Genomic DNA, 18,867 nt, shown 5'->3' on the forward strand with positions numbered 1-18,867 from the left:
AGGTCTGGACGGCCATCCCAGGCAAGGTTACTGCCGATATGCTGCAAGATGCCTCCGAACTTTCCCATTCCGAATTCCTTGAACCAGCAATGAGGGTAAAACGGCTGATCGAATGGCAGTTATTGCCGCCACAATTCGGCCTCGCCATACGGATCGCGTCGCCAAAGTATTAATTGCGACAGAAGCCAAATTATTCTTGTTTCCGTATGTAAAAATTTCGAAAACGCGGAAATATATTTGACTTTCAAAGGATATATGGGAATCTCTTGCTAAATAAATTGCCATCGACATCGTCGTGCCCGTTGGTTGGGATGATGAGCCAAAACGATGGAAACCGGCTGACTGCGGTTGCTCAATCGGAGCTCCGGAAGGGCAGCGGCGGAGTGGTCCTCACCATTCCAAGAGAGATTTGATGGTCCCAAATGAGCCGTATCGAGAATAACAAGGAATTCACTGATTTCGTTAGGCTGGTGAATGCACGCTCATCCGGCGCCGTCATAGGTCAACCGGTTTCCTGGCCGCGTTCTGTCGCGCAATGGGCTCGATCACAATTGCTGTTATTGCTGATCGTCGTCGTTCCCGGCTTGCTCGGGGCGATTTATTACGGTTTCATCTGCTCCGATCAGTATGTTTCCGAAACTCAGTTCGTCGTGCGCAGCCCGAACAGGAACGCCGCTGGCCTGCTTAGCGGGTTCCTGCAGAGCACCGGATTCGTTCGCGCGCAGGATGACAGCTACATCGTCACCGAGTTCATCAAGTCGCGCGCCGCTGTCGACGCCTTGGTAAAGAGGGACGGTCTAATGGAAATCCTCTCTCGCCCCGAGGGAGATCTCCTCAGCCGCTACCCGCTGCCTTGGGCGGAAGCCAATAATGAGGAGTTGTATCGGCATTATCTTCGTTTCATCAATGTACACACCGACAGCGGCAGCGGCGTGACGACACTGGATGCACGCGCATTTCGTGCCGAAGACGCCTATCGCCTGGCCAATGCCCTGGTTCAGCACGCGGAAGAACTCATCAACCGTCTTAATGATCGGGCGCGCGAAGATGCCATCCGTTACGCGCAGATCGAGGTGAACGACAGCCAGACAAGACTGTCCAACATGCAAAAAAGCCTGACGGAATTCCGCAATCGCGAAGCGCTTGTCGACCCAAGCAAGCAATCGTCTGCCGCCTTGGACATGATTGCCCGTCTTTCGGATGATCTGGCCGACAGCAAGGCGCGTCTTTCTGCGCTGCAAGAACAGGCGCCGCAAAGTCCGCAAGGGGAGGCGCTGAGCGCGCGCGTGGCGGCGATGGAACGGCAGATCAGCGATGAACGGGCACGTATCGTCGGGAGTGACGGCTCGATGGCACCTCGCATCGCGCAATATGAGCAGCTGCTGCTGGAGAGGGAAATGGCAGCGAAGATGCTAACATCGGCGACCGTTTCCCTGGAAAATGCCAGGATCGATGCGCAGCGGCAACAATTGTATCTGGAGCGAATCGCCGATCCGAATTTGCCCGATCATGCGCTCTACCCGAAGCGCCTCGGTTCGTTTCTGATGCTGCTTGCGGTTTGTTTTGCGACCTTCTGGATCGTGCGATTCTTCATGATCCAGGTACACGAGCACGCGGCTCAGCAATGACCGGTCTCCCTTCCAGTCTCACGCAGATCACGTCCCCGGGGACGCCGGCGCCGAAGAGCGAAATGCCCTGGCACGAAGATGGCATTGTCGGCGTGTTCGACCTCGTCAAGGAATATGAGGTGCATGGCCGGATGCGCCGCGTGGTCGATGGCGTGACATTCAAGATTGGCCGCGGTGAAAAGATTGCCGTCCTCGGACACAATGGGGCCGGCAAGTCAACGCTCGTACGCATGATCGCTGGGATAGAGGAGCCGACGTCGGGCAAGGTCGTGCGCAACATGTCGATGTCGTGGCCCATTGCCTTGAGCGGTGGCTTCGGCGGTTCGATGACTGGCTACGACTGCATGCGCTTCCTGTCGCGCATCTATGACAAGCCGTTCGATGAAATTCGCGATGTGGTAGAGGATTTCAGTGAGCTTGGCCGCTATCTGCGCATGCCTCTCAGGACCTATTCCTCAGGCATGCGAGCGCGGCTCGCCTTCGGCATGTCGCTTGCCATCGATTTCGATTGCTATCTCATCGACGAGGTATTGGCGGTTGGCGATAAACGCTTCCAACTCCGCTGTTTTGAGGAGCTTTTCGTTAAACGCAAGGATCGCTCGATGATCATTGTGGGACATAATCTCAATGTGATCGGCGAGCTGTGCAAGTCGGCGCTCGTGTTGAAGAATGGCCGCGGCCGCGTTTTCGACGACATCGAAGCGGCATTTCGCATTTACTCCACTTTGTAAGCCGGCCGATGGTTGGTTGTGTGGATCGGCAACAGTAGTGCACGCCATGTTTGCAAATTGACACAATATCGAGCGGCGGAATGCACCGCGTTTAAGCGCTTGCCGGGGCCTGGTCGTATATAGATAGCGGCATTCCGGGCGCTGACGCAGGCTCCCAGCTAAACCTCATCATGTATTAGAATAATTGAAATGAATGTAGCGGGCAGATTGTTTTAGCTGCAAGCCAGCGTGTCCGCTTGGCTACTCCATTTTACCGGCCGACCTTGTGCACGCAACAAACCTCCGACAATTCGATCGAGGTAAATTAGTAACTACTTCTGCAACCTGTGCCCGTAGACATGTCGAATATATTTGCCGAGAGCGATTATTTTGTCCGATATCGTCGCTCGGGATTTTCAACCTGTGGCCGCGCTACGAAGAGGTAGGAATCTGTATAACATCGTCACTATCTGTACTGTCGCGCTAAAATTCATCGTGCTAATTTAATTATAATTAATGCAACTTGCGATGAATGGTCTTGCTTCTCGAAGTGGGCGCGAGAGCAAAGGAATGGAGTCGTCAAAACGAACGCTAGAAAAAAGTAGCCTAGATAGAAATCACGTGTTAGCGATGGCTAATATGCAACCTGAGATTTTGAGTAGGATTAGCGGATGGCGATGTTGGAAAGAGTTGTCGAGCAATGCGTTGGCACTTTCGAGGTGTATTCCCGGGATGCAATCATTCGCAACCTTGACATGCTTGAACCAAACTGGAAATGGGCGGTTCCTTCGGAAACCTCAGGCGATTATTCCTTCAAATTCAGCAAGCAACCGCTTCAGTCGGCCTCGATCATAAGCGCCGAGCATTCGGCCGGCCTCGAGGGAACCGCGAAGCAGGACTTGCCGCGCGTCAGCATCGTATTTGTTCTCGCGGGGGAAATAGAGATCAATCACCGGCGGATGCGCAAGTCCTTGCGCATTCCTGCCAATTATGTCGCCAGCATCAGCGATCGGGCGGGCAAGCGGCTGGAGATTAAGCCGCGCAGCTCCTGGCTGCTGTTTCAGATCCCGGAATCCGTAATCCGCCAGCATTTCGAGGAGCTGACCGGCAAGCCCTATGTGCAGGAATTTGCGCTGGCACCGGTGAGCTTCCGTCAAGGCGGCGCGCAAGGGCTCTATCAAACGCTGCGCCAGGCCGAGAAGGATTTGACGACCGCTCGCCAGACCGAACGGATGATGCTCGCCAAGGCTTACAGCGAACTCCTGCTGGTCAAGCTGTTTGCCAAGCTGCCGCACAATCTGTCCGATGCCTTCAATCGCGGCACGCTTGAAAACGCGCCACGGCAGCTCCTGAGGGCGGAGGCGTTCATGCGCGACAATCTGCACAACGCCATCATGCTGGAGGATCTCGCGAACGCCGCGAGCTGCAGCCCGCGAGCGCTGCAACGCATGTTCAAGACCTACCGTGGCGATACGCCCATGGGAATCCTCTGCAACTACCGGCTGGCTGCGGCGCATGGCGCCATCAAGGGTGGTCAGGCCGAAAGCATCACCGATCTCGCCATGAGCCTGCAATTCTCCAATCCCGGGCGATTCTCCGTGCTCTACAAGCACGCTTATGGCTCCAGTCCTTCGTCGATCCTTCGTTTTACCCGGGAGCGCAGCGACGATGCCGGAACGGCCTAGCCTGCCTCGCGCGAGAATACCTCGCCAAAACTGCCTCCATGCCATTCAGGATCGTCGATGCCGTTGAAGTTCGGATTATTGTGCGTTCTCGCCTGCGTTCTTACGGGCTGTGGACTACCGGAGGCCGGCCCCAAGGCCTCCCGCATATTGGAGGAAGCGGCCGCGCGCGCTATGCCACCATTCGCGGTTGTTGATGTGACGTCGACGGCGATGGTCAAGAGCGTCGCTCGACCGGTAGCCAGCTTCGCGGCATATTTCGGTGAGGGCGCACGCGATCCCGGCCTCAGGATCGCGGTTGGTGATGTCGTTTCCGTCAGCCTTTGGGAAGCGCCTCCGGGGAGCTTGTTCGGGATGGCTTCGAGCGCTTCGGGGCAGCAACAGGCGACGGGTAGTTCAGTGACGATCCCGCCGCAAACCATCAACAGCGATGGCACAATCAGTATTCCCTATGTGGGCCGGATCACGGCTGCTGGCCGCACTCCGGCTTCGGTCGAAAAGGCGGTGGTTTCCGGCCTGATGGGCAAGGCGGTGCAGCCACAGGCGTTGGTGACCGTCCAGCAAAGCTCGTCGAACACAGTCACGGTTACAGGCGAGGTGGCCGGCGGTGCGCGCGTCGCGCTTTCGCCCGCCGGCAGCCGAGTACTCGATGCTATTGCCGCCGCGGGAGGACTGCGCGCCGGCGTCAACGACAGCGTCGTCTACCTGACGCGTGGCGGGCGAACAATGCATCTGCCTTTTACCGCGATTGTTCAAAATCCGCGCGAAAACGTGAGATTGCGGCCCGAAGACGTCGTCACTGTCGTGCGCGAGCCGACTACTTACACGATTCTTGGCGCATCAGGTCAGAATGGCGAAGTCCCCTTCAGCGTTCAGCATTTGACCATGGCGAATGCCGTTGCGCGTGCGGGAGGCTTGCAGGATACCCGCGCCGACGCGTCAGGCGTCTTCCTCTTCCGCTACGAGGCGCTTGAGGTTGCCCGCCGCATCGTTGCACCGAGCAATCCGTTGCTGCGCCGTGGTGGACCTGTCCCGATCGTATATCGGTTCAACCTAAAAAACGGCTCGACGCTGCTTGCGATGCAGAACTTCGAGGTTCAGCCGCGAGATATAATTTATATCTCCAATGCCTCGTCGATCGATATCCAGAAGTTCATGGGCCTCTTCCAGGGGGTTACCGGAACGGCTCTATCGGCAGCATCGGTCGGGATATCCGCGTCGGCAGCAAACTGAAGACGACTGAGCAGGGCGGGGACAGGCCGGAGGCGGTTAAGCTCGCTGGATTCGAGGGAGTTTCCTGATGTTGCCCGGCCTGCGGAATGCGTTACGGGCATGCAGGAACGAGAGAGGTACAATGAGTTCTTCGGCACTGCTACATCTTCATGAATTGATGGCGTTCGATCGCCATCAGGCCGAAACGGCCATCTTGCAGCGCGTGAACAGCGCCTACCTCGGAAACCACACGGCTTTGGTGCGCGTGCTTGGCCGCTACAAGCTTTATGTAGACACCCGAGACAGAGGTTTCGGATCCCATGTTCTTCTGGACGGTTTTTGGGAGATCTGGCTGACATTGTTCTGCGCGCGCAACGTCAAGCGCGGTATGACAGCGATCGATGTCGGTGCGAATTTTGGCTACTACTCCCTTCTGCTTGCCGAGCTCGTCGGCACAAGGGGCGAATTGATCGCCGTCGAGCCCAATCCCCATGCCGCCGATTTCCTGCGTCGCAGCGTCGAGCTCAACGGGCTGCTCGGACGGACGCGGATCGAAACATCAGCGCTTGGTGCAACGATATCGGATGAAGCCTCCTTATATGTACCCCATAACGAGCCGAAGAATGCGCTGATCGTTTCGGAGTTGTTTCAACCTCGCGCACAGGACGGTGTCGTCATCAAGGTCCCCTTGACGACCCTCGACGAGATGAGCGCCTCCTGCTCGCGTGTCGACTTCATCAAGATCGACGCGGAGGGGGCGGAGGAGGTCATACTCGAAGGAATGGCCGAGACCATTGCCCGCCATAAGCCGATGCTCGTGGTCGAATTCAATCCTGCCCGCTATGCCGACGCATCCGGTTTTCTCGAACGGCTAGCCGGCATCTACGGAGCAATGCGGCGCCTCGATTTCAGCGGCGAGGCGGTTCCCATCACCAGCGAAGACCTGCTTTCGAAATACGGGGCCGACGATTCGCTGCTCGTCCTGTCGCGTGACAAGCCGGCTTGAGAGTGACGAGGGATTTCCAGATGCTGAAGGAGAGATGGGAGTGAGCCAGACGATCCTTTACGACGGCCTCAATCTTTCTCTGCAAAAGGGCACAGGTGTTGCGACCTATACCCGCAGCCTGCTCTCGGCTTCGCGTTCGCTTGGTTATCAGACCGGGGTTGTCTACGGAATTCCGGGGAGGGTTCCGAAAGACCCGGTATTGCGGGAGGTTGTTCTCTTTGATGCATCCGGCGCCCGCCCGCGCGGAGCATTATCCGAAGCTCGGCATTGGCTGCGCCGTCGCATTGCCGCGCCCTTCGGTGTGAGACCGGTTCCGATCCCACTCGGCGGGACGGTTATTCTTAAATCTCTTCAGGCGCAACTCGGCGATGCGGCCCTGGCCTATGCTTCCAGCGACTTGTTCCATCTCGCGCGCCATCATTTCAAGCGCTACGGCAATAATCTCACAATGAAGTTCGAGGCTCGGCCGGATCTTCTCCATTGCACCTATCCGATGCCGATCGCGGTTAGGAAGGCGCTGAATATCTATACGATCCATGACCTGGTTCCCTTGCGGCTGCCCTATCTGACCGAGGACGACAAGCGCTATCACTACAAGATGCTGCGCTCCCTGGTCCGGCGGGCGGATCATATCGTGACGGTATCCGAAACGTCGCGGGCCGATATTATCAAGGTTCTTGGTGCCGATGAGGCACGCGTCAGCAATACCTATCAGGCCGTTCACGTGCCGGAGCGACTTCGCGAGAAACCGGTCGATGTGGTTGCGGATGAAGTCGCCGGCATCTTCCATCTCGATTGGAAGGGCTATTTCCTTTTCTTCGGCGCTTTCGAGCCGAAGAAGAACATTTCACGGCTGATCGAGGCCTATCTCGCCGCAAAGACATCCAAGCCGCTTATCATCGTCGGTGCTCCGGGATGGAAAGGCGAGGAAACGCGGCAGCTCATCGATGATGACCGGTTTCGCTTCTATCTTCGCGCGGAAGACCGCATCTTGCCGCAACGGCAGATCCAGCGCTTCGATTTCGTATCCTATCCCTTGCTGATCAGCCTGATCAGGGGAGCGCGGGCGGTGCTGTTTCCGTCGCTTTACGAAGGCTTCGGCCTGCCGGTGCTGGAATCCATGCAGCTTGGAACGCCGGTTCTGAGCTCTACGGAGGGATCGATCCCCGAAATAGCCGGAGATGCCGCGCTGCTGGTCGATCCTTATGACACGGAGGAGATGCGCAAGGCGATCGTCAGTCTGGATCAGGATGACGGGCTGTGTGCCTCTTTTGCCAAGTCCGGCCCCAGGCAGGCCGCCCGTTTTTCCACGGATCGATATCAACAGAAGGTGAGCGCGCTTTATGACAGCCTCTTCAACGGATAACCGCAGAAAGAGCGGATCATGACCATCCTCTTTGCATTCGGGATGCCGGGCGTCATGTCCTCGTGGGGTGTTGCCGCGGTGCATGCCCTGGCCCGCGAAGCCTTCGGCGATTACGCGATCATCGCAACCGACACGGTGGAGGACCTCAAGCAGCATGTCGTAGCGCGATCCGGCATGCATGCGGTTCTCGTCTCGCAATTTCCGGAAGCCAGGCTTTCGGAGTTGATCCTCAGGGTCAATGTGCCGTTTCTGTTGTTTCTTGAGGATCCGCTCGACGCGGTCTCATATCTGGCTCGAGCGACCGAGCAGCGGGATATCGGCTTGGTCAGGGCCGTCTCGGCCAGCCTTGCCTGCCTCGAGCCCCTGGCGGGGGCTTCCGGAGGGCTGGTCTTGCGTCGCAACGACATCGGTCAAAAGGGCAGCATAGATCTGCTTTTGAAGACGATAGACCGGCATTTCAGTACTGATCTCAAATTTGAGCAAATCGCGAATGCGCTGCTGCATGTCGGAATGGCGCCTGCCGGACAGCCGTCGCATGCCGAGCCGCCGAAACTGGAGGAGGCTGCGGCGGCGGTGATCGCGGGATATCTGATGCCGCAGGAGGCTGTCCCGGAGGTTAGCGAGGCACTGCGCGAGACGGCAAGGAAGGTTCTCCGCCCTCTGGAATTCGACCGCCGGGAAAGCTCGCGCGCCACGATTTTCTGGCCGCAAGAGACATTTCTGTCAGGCGACAGCCTGGGGCAGGCACTGGACGATCTTGTCGACCTCACCGGAGGAGCCCGGTGCCTCATCTATGGCCCCTATCTTCACTTGCCGCCAGGCCGCTGGAATGCGAAATTTGCCTTCGATGTCGACGAAGATTGTCAGGGGCAGATCCTCACCCTGGAGGTACATGCTGCCGAATTGCTAGGGAGGCTGCGTGTCTGCCCGGAAGGCACTGGCTCTTTCGAGGCGGCGGTGCCGGTCAATATTGTTGACCCACGTACGCCGATCGAAATTCGGCTGATGATGGACAGCGGTGCCATTGAAGGGCGGCTTTCCGCCTGGAGCGTCGAATGGCTGCGGGCGGCTTGACAGCCGTGTGGCGGACTGGCTTTGACGACCGCGGGTGAGCAACGGCTTTCGACGCGTTGACGCGTCATCGGCAGCGGATTCCGTTTTCCGCGCATTATTTTGTTACCCAATATTTCCAGTACCGGGAATTTTGTAAACGAACGTTTCTCGTTCAGATTTTTCCGTATTGGCGCCGCAAAACCCTTCTTTTCAGGCAATCCATAGTTTGTATAAGAATTGAGAAAACGGAATGAATCCTATGAACGTGAATGCCGCACCCGATGTTCTGATAGTCGATGACGACCACGAAATACGCTCCCTCCTAAGCAGATACCTCGAGGAGCAGGGTTTCCGCGTATCGACGGCAAGCGATCTGCGCGGATGCAACGATGCGCTCAACCGACGTCATCCCGATCTCCTCGTCCTGGATGTCATGCTTCCCGATGGGTCTGGCCTCGATCTTTGCCGCGATCTGCGAAATCGCCGTCCTCGGGTACCGGTCATTCTCCTGACCGCCCTGAAAGAAGATATAGATCGCATTCTCGGTCTCGAGATCGGCGCCGACGACTACCTCGGCAAGCCGTTCAATCCGCGCGAACTGGCCGCGCGCATCCGTGCGGTCCTGCGCCGCACGAACGAGGATTCCTCATTGGAGCCCGAGCAGAGGCGCTATCAGTTCGCGAACATGATGCTTGATCCGCAGCTTCGTCGGGTCAGCAGAGAGAGCGGCGAGGTGATTTCGTTGACGGGCGCCGAATTCGACCTTCTGAAGGCATTCCTGGAACGTGCTGGCCGGCTCCTGTCGCGTGATCAGCTGCTCGACCTGACGCAGGGACGTGATCGCGATCCGGCCGATCGCTCCATCGACGTCCTGATGAGCCGGTTGCGCCGCAAGCTTGGAGAAACGGTAGAAGAGCCCATCTTCAGGACGATCCGCAATGGAGGCTATCAGCTCGTCGTTCCGGTAACGGCCATCAAAGGCGATTCATGAGGTCGCTCGGCGCGCGCTTAGCGCTACTTTTGATGACCGCCATCGTTCTGGTCGTCATTTCCTCGTCTTTCGTAGCAAGCCTTGTCATGCGCGGACCGCGGCCGGACATGACGATCGAACGGATGGCCCACCAGCTTTCCATTCTTGCCACGTTCGCAGAGAAAGACAGAACCACCGCAGCATCGGCGGGATTGGTCGTTACCTCCGGACCCGCTGAAGGCCAACGCGACGAGGAGCTGTCGCGCTTCCTAATGGAAGCCCTGCTTCGAATATCCGGCATGCGCGAGGCCGTCATAGTACGCCAGTCGACGGGCGAGATGATCGCGTCGCTGAAGCTTTCCGACGGGAACTGGCTGATCATGCCGATGCCGGACCATGGCCCGCCGCCGGGCGGGTGGAAAATCCTTGTGGGATGGCTCGGTCTTATCATCATCGGCAGCGTGCTCGTCTCCATCTTTGCCGCCTCGAAGATCATGAAGCCGCTGCGTCTGCTGGAGGAGGCGGCGGCGGCGATCAATCCCGACGGTACCCTGCCGCATATAGCGGAAAGCGGACCGGGAGAAATCCGCGCGACCGCGCAGGCCCTCAATGGCCTGTCAGCACGGGTGAAGGCCGCCACGGAAAGCCGTATGCGGCTCGTTGCCGCCGCCGGACACGATCTGCGGACGCCGATGACCCGGATGCGCCTGCGGGCCGAGTTCATCCAGGATGATGAAGAGCGGCGTAAGTGGTTTGCTGATCTCGAGGAGCTCGACAGGATCGCCGACAGCGCGATAGGGCTGGTTCGGGAAGAAATTTCCAAGGACAGTCTGGAGCAGGTCAGGCTCGACAAGATCGTTGGCGATATCGTCACCGAGTTGAAAGCGATCGATATGAACGTCACGAGCGGCGAACTGGAGCAGGCAACGATCAGCGCAGGCCCTCTCGCCGTCACCCGAGCCTTGCGGAATCTGCTCATCAATGCGGCAACGCACGGCCAGTCGGCGACGGTGACGGTGACGCATCTTGGCAATAGAGCCGTTGTGCGAATTGTCGATACCGGGCCTGGTATTCCAGAGGATCGGCTCAATCAGGTGTTCGAACCCTTCTTCCGGATCGACATTGCAAGGCAAAGGTCTTTTCCGGGAGCAGGCCTTGGCATGGCCATTGCGCGTGAAATCGTTACCCGATTCGGGGGGGAAATCACGGTCCGTAACCGTCAGCCGCGTGGATTGGAGCAGGTCGTGTCGTTCAAGAGCGCCGGGGCCAAAGTCGCAAGCTAGAGCAATTCCAGGAAAAGTGCGAAGCGGTTTTCCGTCCGGAATTGCGTGAACCAAAGAGATAGAGCGGTTCAGAGATTCCGTGAAGAGCTGAACCGCTCTAGCACGAGCGACGCGATTCAAGTCATCGTGGCATCGCGGCTTGGCCATCCCTTGCGGGGATGGGATCATCTGACGGAATATCCGTGCGATCAAACAGGCTTTACTTGCGTAGAACTCTCGAAAATTCTACATAAACCAATATTGAAAGTAAGATTATAGAACTTACCAAATAGTTCGTGCCGGCGGAAAAGCCGAGACATTAAATTTCGCCAAAATGCCTTGTTTCAGCAACATTCAGAAATGTCAGTGGCGGCAACTGATGTAAAATCGTGGTCGATCAGCAGCTTGGCTCGAGCAGGCTTTGGTCGCCCCGCATACCCGGCTTCGCCATGACGCCCCCAACACGAATGGCGAAGCCGGATTGCTTTCCGGCTCCGCCGTTGATTTTTTCCCCGAAATATCAGTCTCTTGATAATGCCGCGACAGGGTCCAGCAATGATGCGTTGCGGGCTGGCAGGTAGCCGAAGGTCAGGCCGATCGCGCAGGAGCATGCGAAGGCCAGAATGATCGAACTTGCGGAATAGACGAGCGTGAAGTTCGAGCCGAAATAGTTGAAAGCAAAACCAAAGCCAAGCGCCGTCGCGATGCCGAAAGCACCGCCCAGCAGACATACGAGGATGGCTTCGATCAGGAACTGCTGGAGAATGTCGTGACGTCTCGCGCCGACTGCCATACGCACGCCGATCTCGGCGATACGTTCCGACACCGAGACGAGCATGATGTTCATGACACCGATACCTCCGACCAGCAGCGATATGACGGCGATCGCCGAGACGAGCAGGGTCATCGTCCGGGTCGTGCTGGTAATGGTCTGACGAATATCGTCGGTATTGAGGATAAAGAAATCCTTGGTGCCATGGCGGAGCTCCAGAAACTGGGAGACGGCCGCCTCCGCGGCAACACTTTCGGTATTGTCGGCGACTCGTACCGTGACGCTGCGCAGCGACATATCGCCCAACAGGCGGGCTTGGACACCGGTATAGGGTAGATAGACGGAAAGATTATCACTTGAGCCGAAGCCGCCTTGCTGGGAGGCGATGATGCCGATGATGCGCGCGGGAACCTTGCCGACGAGAATGGTTTGCCCAAGCGGATCGAGCCCCTGATCGGCGAACAAGGTCGCCGCCGTGTTCTGATCGATTACCGCATCCTGCGACAAGCGTTTCACGCTGTCCGCGTCGAAGAATCTGCCCATGATAAGTTTCGATCCCTTCACGGAAAAATACGCGTCTCCCACACCATTGATGAGGGCGTTCGCCTCCATCGAGCCGAATCGCACGGTGCTGCTGGTCGAGACGGTCGGTGTAACAGCCGCGACATAGGTCAATTTCGCCAAAGCATCGGCGTCGGCGACCACCAGGGTCTTGATGCGGCCGGAGCGCGTATCGCCGAAGCTCTTGCCGGGAAAGATTTCCAGCGTGTTGGTGCCGAGGCTATTGATATTTTCCAGAACCTTTCGCTGCGATCCCTCGCCGAGCGCGACGACGCTGACGACCGAGGCTATGCCGATGATAATGCCGAGCATGGTCAGGAACGTGCGCAGCCGATGGGCCTTGAGTGCAAGGACCGCCATTCGGAAGGCTTCCGTCAGCCGGCCGGCCATCTCCCGCCAGCTGGATTTGCCGAAGCCGGCCGCGGTAGCGGAGGCTCGCAATGCTGGAGCTTTGCAGTCTGCACGTCGATCGGCAACAATCCGTCCGTCGGAGATCTCGATGATGCGATCGGCACGCGCGGCGACATTCATGTCGTGGGTGACGATGACGACCGTGTGGCCCTCGCCATGGAGCTCGTCAAGAATACGCAGAACTTCCTCGCCGCTCTGCCGGTCAAGGGCGCCCGTGGGCTCGTCGGCAAGAATGACGTTGCCGTTATTCATCAGGGCGCGCGCGATCGAAACTCGCTGCTGCTGGCCGCCCGAAAGCTGGCCCGGGCGATGGCTGTTTCGTTCACTCATGCCGAGCCGCTCAAGAAGCGCTGCCGCGCGCGCTCGTCTTGTTTCACCTGACTGCCCGGCATAGATGGCCGGTACCTCGACATTGCCGATCGCCGTCAGCTCGGAAAGCAGATGATAGCGTTGAAAGATGAAGCCGAAATGCTCTCTGCGCAGTTTGGATAGCGCATCGCTGTCTAGGCGATGCGTCTCTTCGCCGGCGATCGCATACGTGCCGGAGGTCGGGCGGTCCAATAGACCGATGATGTTCATCAGCGTGGATTTCCCCGAACCGGAAGGCCCGACGATCGCGACCATTTCGCCTTCGGCGATAACAAGATCAACATCCTGCAAGACTGCGATCGTGCGGTCCCCGGATTGATATTCGCGACGCACGCGCTTCAGTTCGATAATCGGAGAAGGCATGGGTCAGAACCCCATTGGAGGGGGAGGGCCGCCACTGTTGTTCTTCGTGATCGCCGTGCTTGCCTCGCCGACCACGACATTCTCTCCTTCGGAGAGACCAGAGAGGATTTCGGCGGAGACGTTGTCGTTGAGACCGACCATGACGTTGCGGCGGATCCTCTTGCCGTTGTCGCTCAAGACCTGAACAGCGCGGGATCCCTCGGCGGATTTGGCGCCCAATGCGGAGGAAGGGATGGTGAGCACATTCTTGGCCTCTCCGAGAACAATGTGAACCTCCGCCGACATGTAGGTGCGAAAGTAATTATCGGGGTTCGGCACTGCAAACACACCGTTGTAGTAGATCGCCGAGGTGGAGGATGACGATGTCGTGCTGCTGCTTGATGACGCTGTGGTCGAGGACGAGGTAATGCTGCTGTCGCTGGTGATCGATTCAGGTGCCGGCTCGATCGACTGCAATGTGGCCTCATACCGGGTATTCGGATCGCCAAGGATGGTGAAATAGATCGGTTGCCCCACCTTGACCTTGACGACATCGGCTTCGGAGATCTCGGTGCGAACGATCATCGTATCGACTTGTCCGAGGATGACGATCGTCGGCGCCGATTGCGCCGCGTTCACCGTCTGGCCCTGCTGGTTGACGATGGCGAGCACCGTGCCGTCCATCGGCGCCGTGATGTGCGTGTAGGAAAGATTCGCGCGCGCGGTTTCCACCGCGACTTCAGCGGATGTGATTTGCGCGTCGAGAGCTGCAATTTGGGCGGTAATCTTCTTGACGTTCGCTTCCGCACTGTCGAGGTCCGCCTTGGAGCCTGCCTGGTTGCGGAATATCGTCTGCTGGCGAACGAGCGTCGTCTGTGCGTTTTCAAGATCGGCCTCGCTTTCCTGACGCTGTGCCCTAACGTTCGCGAGGGAGGCTTGAGCGGTCTTCAGGTCGTTGCTCTGTGTGGTCGAGTCGATTTCGGCAACAAGGCTGTCCTTCTTGACGGTATCGCCAAGCTTGACATGAAGTGCCGTGATCCGACCGGAGACCTGCGCACCGACCGCAACCAGCTTGATCGGCCTGAAGGTGCCGGATGCGAGCACGGCTTCCTCGACATTGCCCCGCATCACCGGCGCCGTGATGGCCGATGTCGTCTGCCTGCCGAAATAGCCGTATCGGAAAGAAAGGAGGCCGATTACGGCAAGGGCAAGGAGACCCGCATAGAGCATGTGCCGCGGTCTGATGCTCCGCTTTGGCAGCGCTCTGGCGGGAAGAGGGCTTGCGTCCTTGGCCCGTTTCGGGTTGACGGTCGGCGGTGTCTTATGTTCCAGGGTGTTCAGCATGAGATTATTTGACCTTGGCCAGATGGGGACCCGTATCGGCGTCAACGACGACAGGCGTGGAGACATCGACCTGTCCGTCCCAACCTCCACCCAGCGCCTTGTTGAGTGCAATATAGTCGGTAGCGATCGATGCTCTGCTCTGGATCACGTTTTCTTCAGCGCTATAGAGCGAGCGTTCGGCATCCAGCACGTCGAGAAAGTCGATAACGCCGGCCTTGTTCATCGTATGCGAGAGGTCCGAGGCCCGGCGGTAGGAGCTGCTGGAGGAGACGAGCTTGCCGTACTTCAGCCGTTCCTGGGTCAGCGATACGATAGCATTCTCGACATCCTCCATGGCCGAAAGAACAGCCGATTGGTAGGCGATAAAATACTGATCCCGTTCGGCCTTGGCGACGTCCACGGCGGCCTTGAGCTGTCCGCCCTGGAAGATCGGTACCGTCAGAGTCGGGCCGAATGTCCATCCGATGGAGGACTTCTTTGCAAGATCGCCGATACTGGCTGCCGACGATGAAATGTCACCGGTCAGGGAGATCGAGGGATAACGATTGGCTTCGGCCTGACCGATCTTCGCGGTATATTGTGCAAGCTGCCGTTCTGCCAGACGAACATCCGGCCGCGAAATCAGAATATTGGCGGGAATGCCGACGGAGACATTCATCTTCGGGCTCGGAATCGGACCGCCGCCCTTGAGCCTGTCCTCAAGCGTGGCCGGAGGCTTGCCCAGCAGCACACCCAGGCGATGGACAGCTTCCGAATAGGAGATTTCGTAGGTTGGGATATCAGCCTCCGTGCTGTTAGCGAGCGCGTCAGCCTTGGCGGTATCGACGCCGGTGGCGCTGCCTGCCTGATATTCTGCATGGGTAAGAGCAGCACTTTCGCGCTGCGATGCGGCGGTGCGCTTGGCCAGATCGCGTAGCGCTTGATATTCACGCGCCTGGACATAATAGGATGCGACATCGCCGATCAGGGTCAGCATGGTGTCGCGCAGCTGCTCATCCGCAGCATCGACGCCGTATTTCGCCGCTTCCGCGGCGCGCTTGTTGCCGCCGAAGAGATCGAGCTCCCAGCTGGCGTCGAACCCCCCGTCATACAATGTGGAAAAGGTTGCATCTGTCGTGCCGCCTTCTGCAGCCGACGTGCGTGTGCGTGCCGCGGAAGCCGTTGCCGATGCCGTTGGCAGCAATGCGCCCCTCTGCTCCCGATAGGTGGCGCGCGCTTCACGGATCTTTGCCTTGGCTGTCGCAACGTCAAGATTGCTGGCGATCGCCTCCGCGATGAGCGCATCAAGGGTCGGATCCTTGAGCTGTTTCCACCATTGCGACAATTGCGGGGTTTGCGAGGGCTTGCTTGTGGCCTTGCTGTCCCAATGCGTCGGCACGGCAAGGGCGGGTGTCTTATAATCCGGCCCTACGACACAGCTTGTCAATGTTCCGACGAATATGGCGGCAATGGCAATATTCGACGGTCCCGTGTTTGAGCGCAAACATATCGGCAAGATTTCCATCCCTGGCTTGTTGATGCAATGCACTGGCCTCGATTGGGGCCAGGAAGACGTGGAGCGTGAGGGAGACCATCGCTTTTCCTCTGCGAAGAAGGAATGGCGGTGCTCACACGCCATTGGTCCGGGAGCGCCGGGCGGGGCGTTCCCGGACCATTCGGCCCGGCGAAGGGCCGCTCCTTCCAACCAACAGGGGCGTCCGGGGGGATCTCGATTGGCTGGAAGCGGAGAGGAAATGGTCTGTCGTGGTGAGGTGGAGGGTTTCGCCCAGAAAGACCCTCCATTGATGATCAGTGGAACGGATGCGGGCCGGGAACGAGCGAGCGCTCCGCGTCCGCCAGTTTGGTGAGCTGATCGGCGTTCAACATGTTGCGCAGAGCCACAGCCTTGTCCTTGAGAGCCTTGGCCTTCGCGGCACGATCCAGTACGCGATCGGCTAGGCGCTCTCCGAAAAGTTGAGCTTGCCCGTCGCTCTGATGAGCAGCCTGGGACGCGGCATCGTCGTCGGGCGCCGGCAGGTCCGGCAGCTCGTTCTTTGCGGGAGTCAGGAGATCGATCAGGGCGCTGGTATAATCCCGCCAGGCGTCGAGCTGGTTACTGCGGACGCCGATCAAGGTTTCGAGCGCTGACAATTTTTCCGCGATCATCAGGGCCGGGTTCGGTCTATGCGGAGGCCCCGGGGGCATGGGCATACCCCCGCCAGCGGCCATCATAGGCCCTTCGGGATGACGGTCCTGGAAATACCAGCCGTCCGATGGCGGGCCGACCGGACCCGGTTGCGCGGTCTCTGCGCCTGCAGGCTTTTGCTGCTGGGATTCGATTTCTGCACCGGCTGCATAAGCTGAAACGGTTGCACCGCCAATTGCCGTTACCAATAAAGCCGCGACGATAAGTCGTTTGTTCATAATCAATGCCTTCGCTACGAGTAACTGCAGCAAAAGCTAATGCGACCTTATGAATGCAATACGTCGATATGTTTCCTAACTTTTCCCGCAAGGGGAATATTGCGAACGAAGTTTGCTGATGGCCTGGCAGCAATGCTTCATTACAATTTCCTCTATTGTCGCCTTAAAGTTCGACTTCCATTGTAACAGCAAGCGACATTCGGGATCGATCGCAGGTCGCAGATAGAGAGAGCTGTCGCTTGGCGACGGCTCTCTCCACAGTGTTCGCTATTCCTTGCTTCCGGAAGCAGCAGATGTCGATTGCTCCGCCTCCTTCAACGCGGCCGCACATTCCTCGCAGCACACTTCCACCGATTTGCCGCCGAGATTGACCTTGATGGTCTCGGTGCCGAGTTCGCAATCGCAAGCGGCACATGTGGTTCTCTTCATCTCATGATCCTTTCCTGATCGATCCCCTTGCCAGGGCGGGATCATAAGAGCCCTGATCATCATGTCGGCGCTGTCAGAATCTTTAGCGAACCGCATAACGCTTGGGCTTCAATTGTGCCGAACGCTGAAATTCCGCCGGTGTCTGCCCGTAGGTCTGTTTGAATGCTGCACTGAAATGGCTGTGGCTGGAAAAGCCGAGATCGAGCCCGAGCATGGTCAGGTCGTCATAGACGCCGAGGAGATCTAGCGCTCGGGCCAGCCGCAACCGCAGCTGATAGCGATAAAGCGGAATGGCTTCTACCTGCTGGAAGACCTGTGTCAGGTAGACGGGCGAGACGCCGACATCCCTGGCGATCTCTGCAAGCGTCCAGCGCCGTGCAAGATCGGACGACAGAACGAGCTTTGCCCGGTCGACGAGCTTCTGCCGGCCGGAACTTGCGCCGGCCGCATGCGATGTCCGCTCGCCCAGAGAACGGCGCACCAAAGTCAACGCCAGTGTTTCGCCTTCAAGGCTCTCGGCTATATTGCGGCTGAGCCCATGGCGAAGCATAGCCACAAGCGCCTGTGCGCGCGGATCGATGCGTCGGCGCTGGCGGCGAAAGATAACGCTTTCACCGGATTGAACCTGTTCCTTCGGTGCAAGCTCCTGAAGAACGCTCTCGTCTATACTAAGATCGAGACAGGAATCACCGCCGTCAACAGGATGACTGATTCGATATTCCTGTCCGTTGTTAAAGAACAACACCTGGTTTGCTTCCGCAACAGTATCAATCTGGCCGACGTGGCGCTTGAAGACGCCACGATAGGGATAGACGAGGCTCGTCTTGTGGGCGCATTCCTCTCCGCTCTTATGCCGGCATTCGCCGTTACAGACGATATCGCGGATGACCACGGTTTTCGTCTTCAGCAGCAAGGCGGTCGAAATTTCTGACATGCCGAACTTCCCCATCCCGGCGTTAACGCCCGTCGCACCAGCGGAGCTTAGCACATCCTGCGCCATTTTTAGTAGCGACTATAAATATGAACATCGCTCCCCTTCTGGCCTCGGGAAAGGCCAATGTCCTTCAACTGATCGTCCGACAGTTCCAGAAGCGCATTGCGGTTCCTGCGCTCGACCATCTTGCGTGCGAGCGTGCGTGCAAGGTCCTGCAACGCCGAAAAAGGCGAGCGTCGAGCCTTGCGGAAAGCGCCGGCCGGTTCGGAAGAGGTGATGATGTTTGTGGCTTGCATGGCGATACTCCATCGGTTGCTTCGATGAGAGCAGTGAACCACTGGAGCCGTGTTCGCGCTGTCAGATAATTTAGCAATCGAACGCGGCTGCAGCCTTTCGGGAAAGTGATTATATTT

General features: G+C 58.1%; 16 protein-coding genes. 9 read left to right on the top strand and 7 right to left on the bottom strand.

What is annotated here, in order from left to right; genetic code table 11:
- Nucleotides 1-560 precede the first annotated feature (560 nt).
- From FBZ99_RS17740 to FBZ99_RS17780, 9 genes are all read left to right on the top strand, one after another.
- The gene (locus FBZ99_RS17740) at nucleotides 561-1,628 is read left to right on the top strand and encodes a capsule biosynthesis protein (RefSeq protein WP_233788767.1); all 1,068 of its coding nucleotides are present in this window, start codon (nucleotides 561-563) and stop codon (nucleotides 1,626-1,628) included.
- Between the two features lie 62 nt (nucleotides 1,629-1,690).
- Nucleotides 1,691-2,359, top strand: a complete 669-nt coding sequence (locus tag FBZ99_RS17745; protein WP_246661130.1) for an ABC transporter ATP-binding protein — start codon at nucleotides 1,691-1,693, stop codon at nucleotides 2,357-2,359.
- A 734-nt stretch (nucleotides 2,360-3,093) separates the two neighbouring features.
- Nucleotides 3,094-4,023, top strand: coding sequence for a helix-turn-helix transcriptional regulator (locus tag FBZ99_RS17750; RefSeq protein ID WP_229002144.1), 930 nt, complete (start codon nucleotides 3,094-3,096; stop codon nucleotides 4,021-4,023).
- A 57-nt stretch (nucleotides 4,024-4,080) separates the two neighbouring features.
- Nucleotides 4,081-5,253, top strand: coding sequence for a polysaccharide biosynthesis/export family protein (locus FBZ99_RS17755; protein WP_113351150.1), 1,173 nt, complete (start codon nucleotides 4,081-4,083; stop codon nucleotides 5,251-5,253).
- 121 nt (nucleotides 5,254-5,374) lie between these two features.
- On the top strand, nucleotides 5,375-6,238 hold the full coding sequence (locus FBZ99_RS17760) for an FkbM family methyltransferase (RefSeq protein WP_246661131.1): 864 nt from the start codon (nucleotides 5,375-5,377) through the stop codon (nucleotides 6,236-6,238).
- Nucleotides 6,239-6,272: 34 nt separating this feature from the next.
- Nucleotides 6,273-7,604 (top strand): glycosyltransferase family 4 protein, encoded by a 1,332-nt coding sequence (locus FBZ99_RS17765; RefSeq protein WP_113351152.1) that lies wholly within the window; start codon nucleotides 6,273-6,275, stop codon nucleotides 7,602-7,604.
- A gap of 18 nt (nucleotides 7,605-7,622) precedes the next feature.
- Complete coding sequence (locus tag FBZ99_RS17770; protein ID WP_113332672.1) at nucleotides 7,623-8,678, top strand: hypothetical protein; 1,056 nt, start codon at nucleotides 7,623-7,625, stop codon at nucleotides 8,676-8,678.
- A 238-nt stretch (nucleotides 8,679-8,916) separates the two neighbouring features.
- Nucleotides 8,917-9,648, top strand: coding sequence for a response regulator (locus FBZ99_RS17775; protein ID WP_113351201.1), 732 nt, complete (start codon nucleotides 8,917-8,919; stop codon nucleotides 9,646-9,648).
- Nucleotides 9,645-10,910, top strand: a complete 1,266-nt coding sequence (locus FBZ99_RS17780) for an ATP-binding protein (protein WP_113351153.1) — start codon at nucleotides 9,645-9,647, stop codon at nucleotides 10,908-10,910. The genes FBZ99_RS17775 and FBZ99_RS17780 overlap by 4 nt, the downstream gene beginning before the upstream one ends.
- 499 nt (nucleotides 10,911-11,409) lie before the next feature.
- Here FBZ99_RS17780 and FBZ99_RS17785 read toward each other — a convergent pair whose 3' ends face one another.
- The 7 genes from FBZ99_RS17785 to FBZ99_RS17810 form a co-directional block, all read right to left on the bottom strand.
- The gene (locus tag FBZ99_RS17785; RefSeq protein WP_113332670.1) at nucleotides 11,410-13,365 is read right to left on the bottom strand and encodes a MacB family efflux pump subunit; all 1,956 of its coding nucleotides are present in this window, start codon (nucleotides 13,363-13,365) and stop codon (nucleotides 11,410-11,412) included.
- Nucleotides 13,366-13,368: 3 nt separating this feature from the next.
- Complete coding sequence (locus tag FBZ99_RS17790; protein WP_442966486.1) at nucleotides 13,369-14,688, bottom strand: efflux RND transporter periplasmic adaptor subunit; 1,320 nt, start codon at nucleotides 14,686-14,688, stop codon at nucleotides 13,369-13,371.
- A 4-nt stretch (nucleotides 14,689-14,692) separates the two neighbouring features.
- Nucleotides 14,693-16,192, bottom strand: coding sequence for an efflux transporter outer membrane subunit (locus FBZ99_RS17795; RefSeq protein WP_113351155.1), 1,500 nt, complete (start codon nucleotides 16,190-16,192; stop codon nucleotides 14,693-14,695).
- 284 nt (nucleotides 16,193-16,476) lie between these two features.
- Nucleotides 16,477-17,091, bottom strand: a complete 615-nt coding sequence (locus tag FBZ99_RS17800) for a hypothetical protein (RefSeq protein ID WP_113351156.1) — start codon at nucleotides 17,089-17,091, stop codon at nucleotides 16,477-16,479.
- 267 nt (nucleotides 17,092-17,358) lie between these two features.
- Nucleotides 17,359-17,520 carry a hypothetical protein gene (locus FBZ99_RS33150; RefSeq protein ID WP_186450319.1) on the bottom strand — a complete coding sequence of 54 codons (162 nt, stop codon included), beginning with the start codon at nucleotides 17,518-17,520 and terminating at the stop codon, nucleotides 17,359-17,361.
- A gap of 82 nt (nucleotides 17,521-17,602) precedes the next feature.
- Entirely contained in the window at nucleotides 17,603-18,454 is an 852-nt protein-coding gene (locus FBZ99_RS17805; RefSeq protein ID WP_113351157.1) for a helix-turn-helix transcriptional regulator, read from the bottom strand.
- 68 nt (nucleotides 18,455-18,522) lie between these two features.
- Entirely contained in the window at nucleotides 18,523-18,750 is a 228-nt protein-coding gene (locus FBZ99_RS17810; RefSeq protein WP_113351158.1) for a DUF1127 domain-containing protein, read from the bottom strand.
- Between the last annotated feature and the right edge of the window lie 117 nt (nucleotides 18,751-18,867).

The organism is Rhizobium sp. ERR 1071 (genome assembly GCF_007828675.1).
Classification (GTDB): Bacteria; Pseudomonadota; Alphaproteobacteria; order Rhizobiales; family Rhizobiaceae; genus Rhizobium; species Rhizobium dioscoreae.

Coding starts and splice junctions, on each gene's coding strand:
- FBZ99_RS17790 (WP_442966486.1), bottom strand. CDS start 14,688: ATGCTGAACACCCTGGAACATAAGACACCGCCGACCGTCAACCCGAAA.
- FBZ99_RS17770 (WP_113332672.1), top strand. CDS start 7,623: ATGACCATCCTCTTTGCATTCGGGATGCCGGGCGTCATGTCCTCGTGG.
- FBZ99_RS17780 (WP_113351153.1), top strand. CDS start 9,645: ATGAGGTCGCTCGGCGCGCGCTTAGCGCTACTTTTGATGACCGCCATC.
- FBZ99_RS17755 (WP_113351150.1), top strand. CDS start 4,081: ATGCCGTTGAAGTTCGGATTATTGTGCGTTCTCGCCTGCGTTCTTACG.
- FBZ99_RS17805 (WP_113351157.1), bottom strand. CDS start 18,454: ATGTCAGAAATTTCGACCGCCTTGCTGCTGAAGACGAAAACCGTGGTC.
- FBZ99_RS17795 (WP_113351155.1), bottom strand. CDS start 16,192: ATGGAAATCTTGCCGATATGTTTGCGCTCAAACACGGGACCGTCGAAT.
- FBZ99_RS33150 (WP_186450319.1), bottom strand. CDS start 17,520: ATGAAGAGAACCACATGTGCCGCTTGCGATTGCGAACTCGGCACCGAG.
- FBZ99_RS17785 (WP_113332670.1), bottom strand. CDS start 13,365: ATGCCTTCTCCGATTATCGAACTGAAGCGCGTGCGTCGCGAATATCAA.
- FBZ99_RS17750 (WP_229002144.1), top strand. CDS start 3,094: ATGCTTGAACCAAACTGGAAATGGGCGGTTCCTTCGGAAACCTCAGGC.
- FBZ99_RS17745 (WP_246661130.1), top strand. CDS start 1,691: ATGCCCTGGCACGAAGATGGCATTGTCGGCGTGTTCGACCTCGTCAAG.
- FBZ99_RS17800 (WP_113351156.1), bottom strand. CDS start 17,091: ATGAACAAACGACTTATCGTCGCGGCTTTATTGGTAACGGCAATTGGC.
- FBZ99_RS17775 (WP_113351201.1), top strand. CDS start 8,917: ATGAACGTGAATGCCGCACCCGATGTTCTGATAGTCGATGACGACCAC.
- FBZ99_RS17760 (WP_246661131.1), top strand. CDS start 5,375: ATGAGTTCTTCGGCACTGCTACATCTTCATGAATTGATGGCGTTCGAT.
- FBZ99_RS17810 (WP_113351158.1), bottom strand. CDS start 18,750: ATGCAAGCCACAAACATCATCACCTCTTCCGAACCGGCCGGCGCTTTC.
- FBZ99_RS17765 (WP_113351152.1), top strand. CDS start 6,273: ATGGGAGTGAGCCAGACGATCCTTTACGACGGCCTCAATCTTTCTCTG.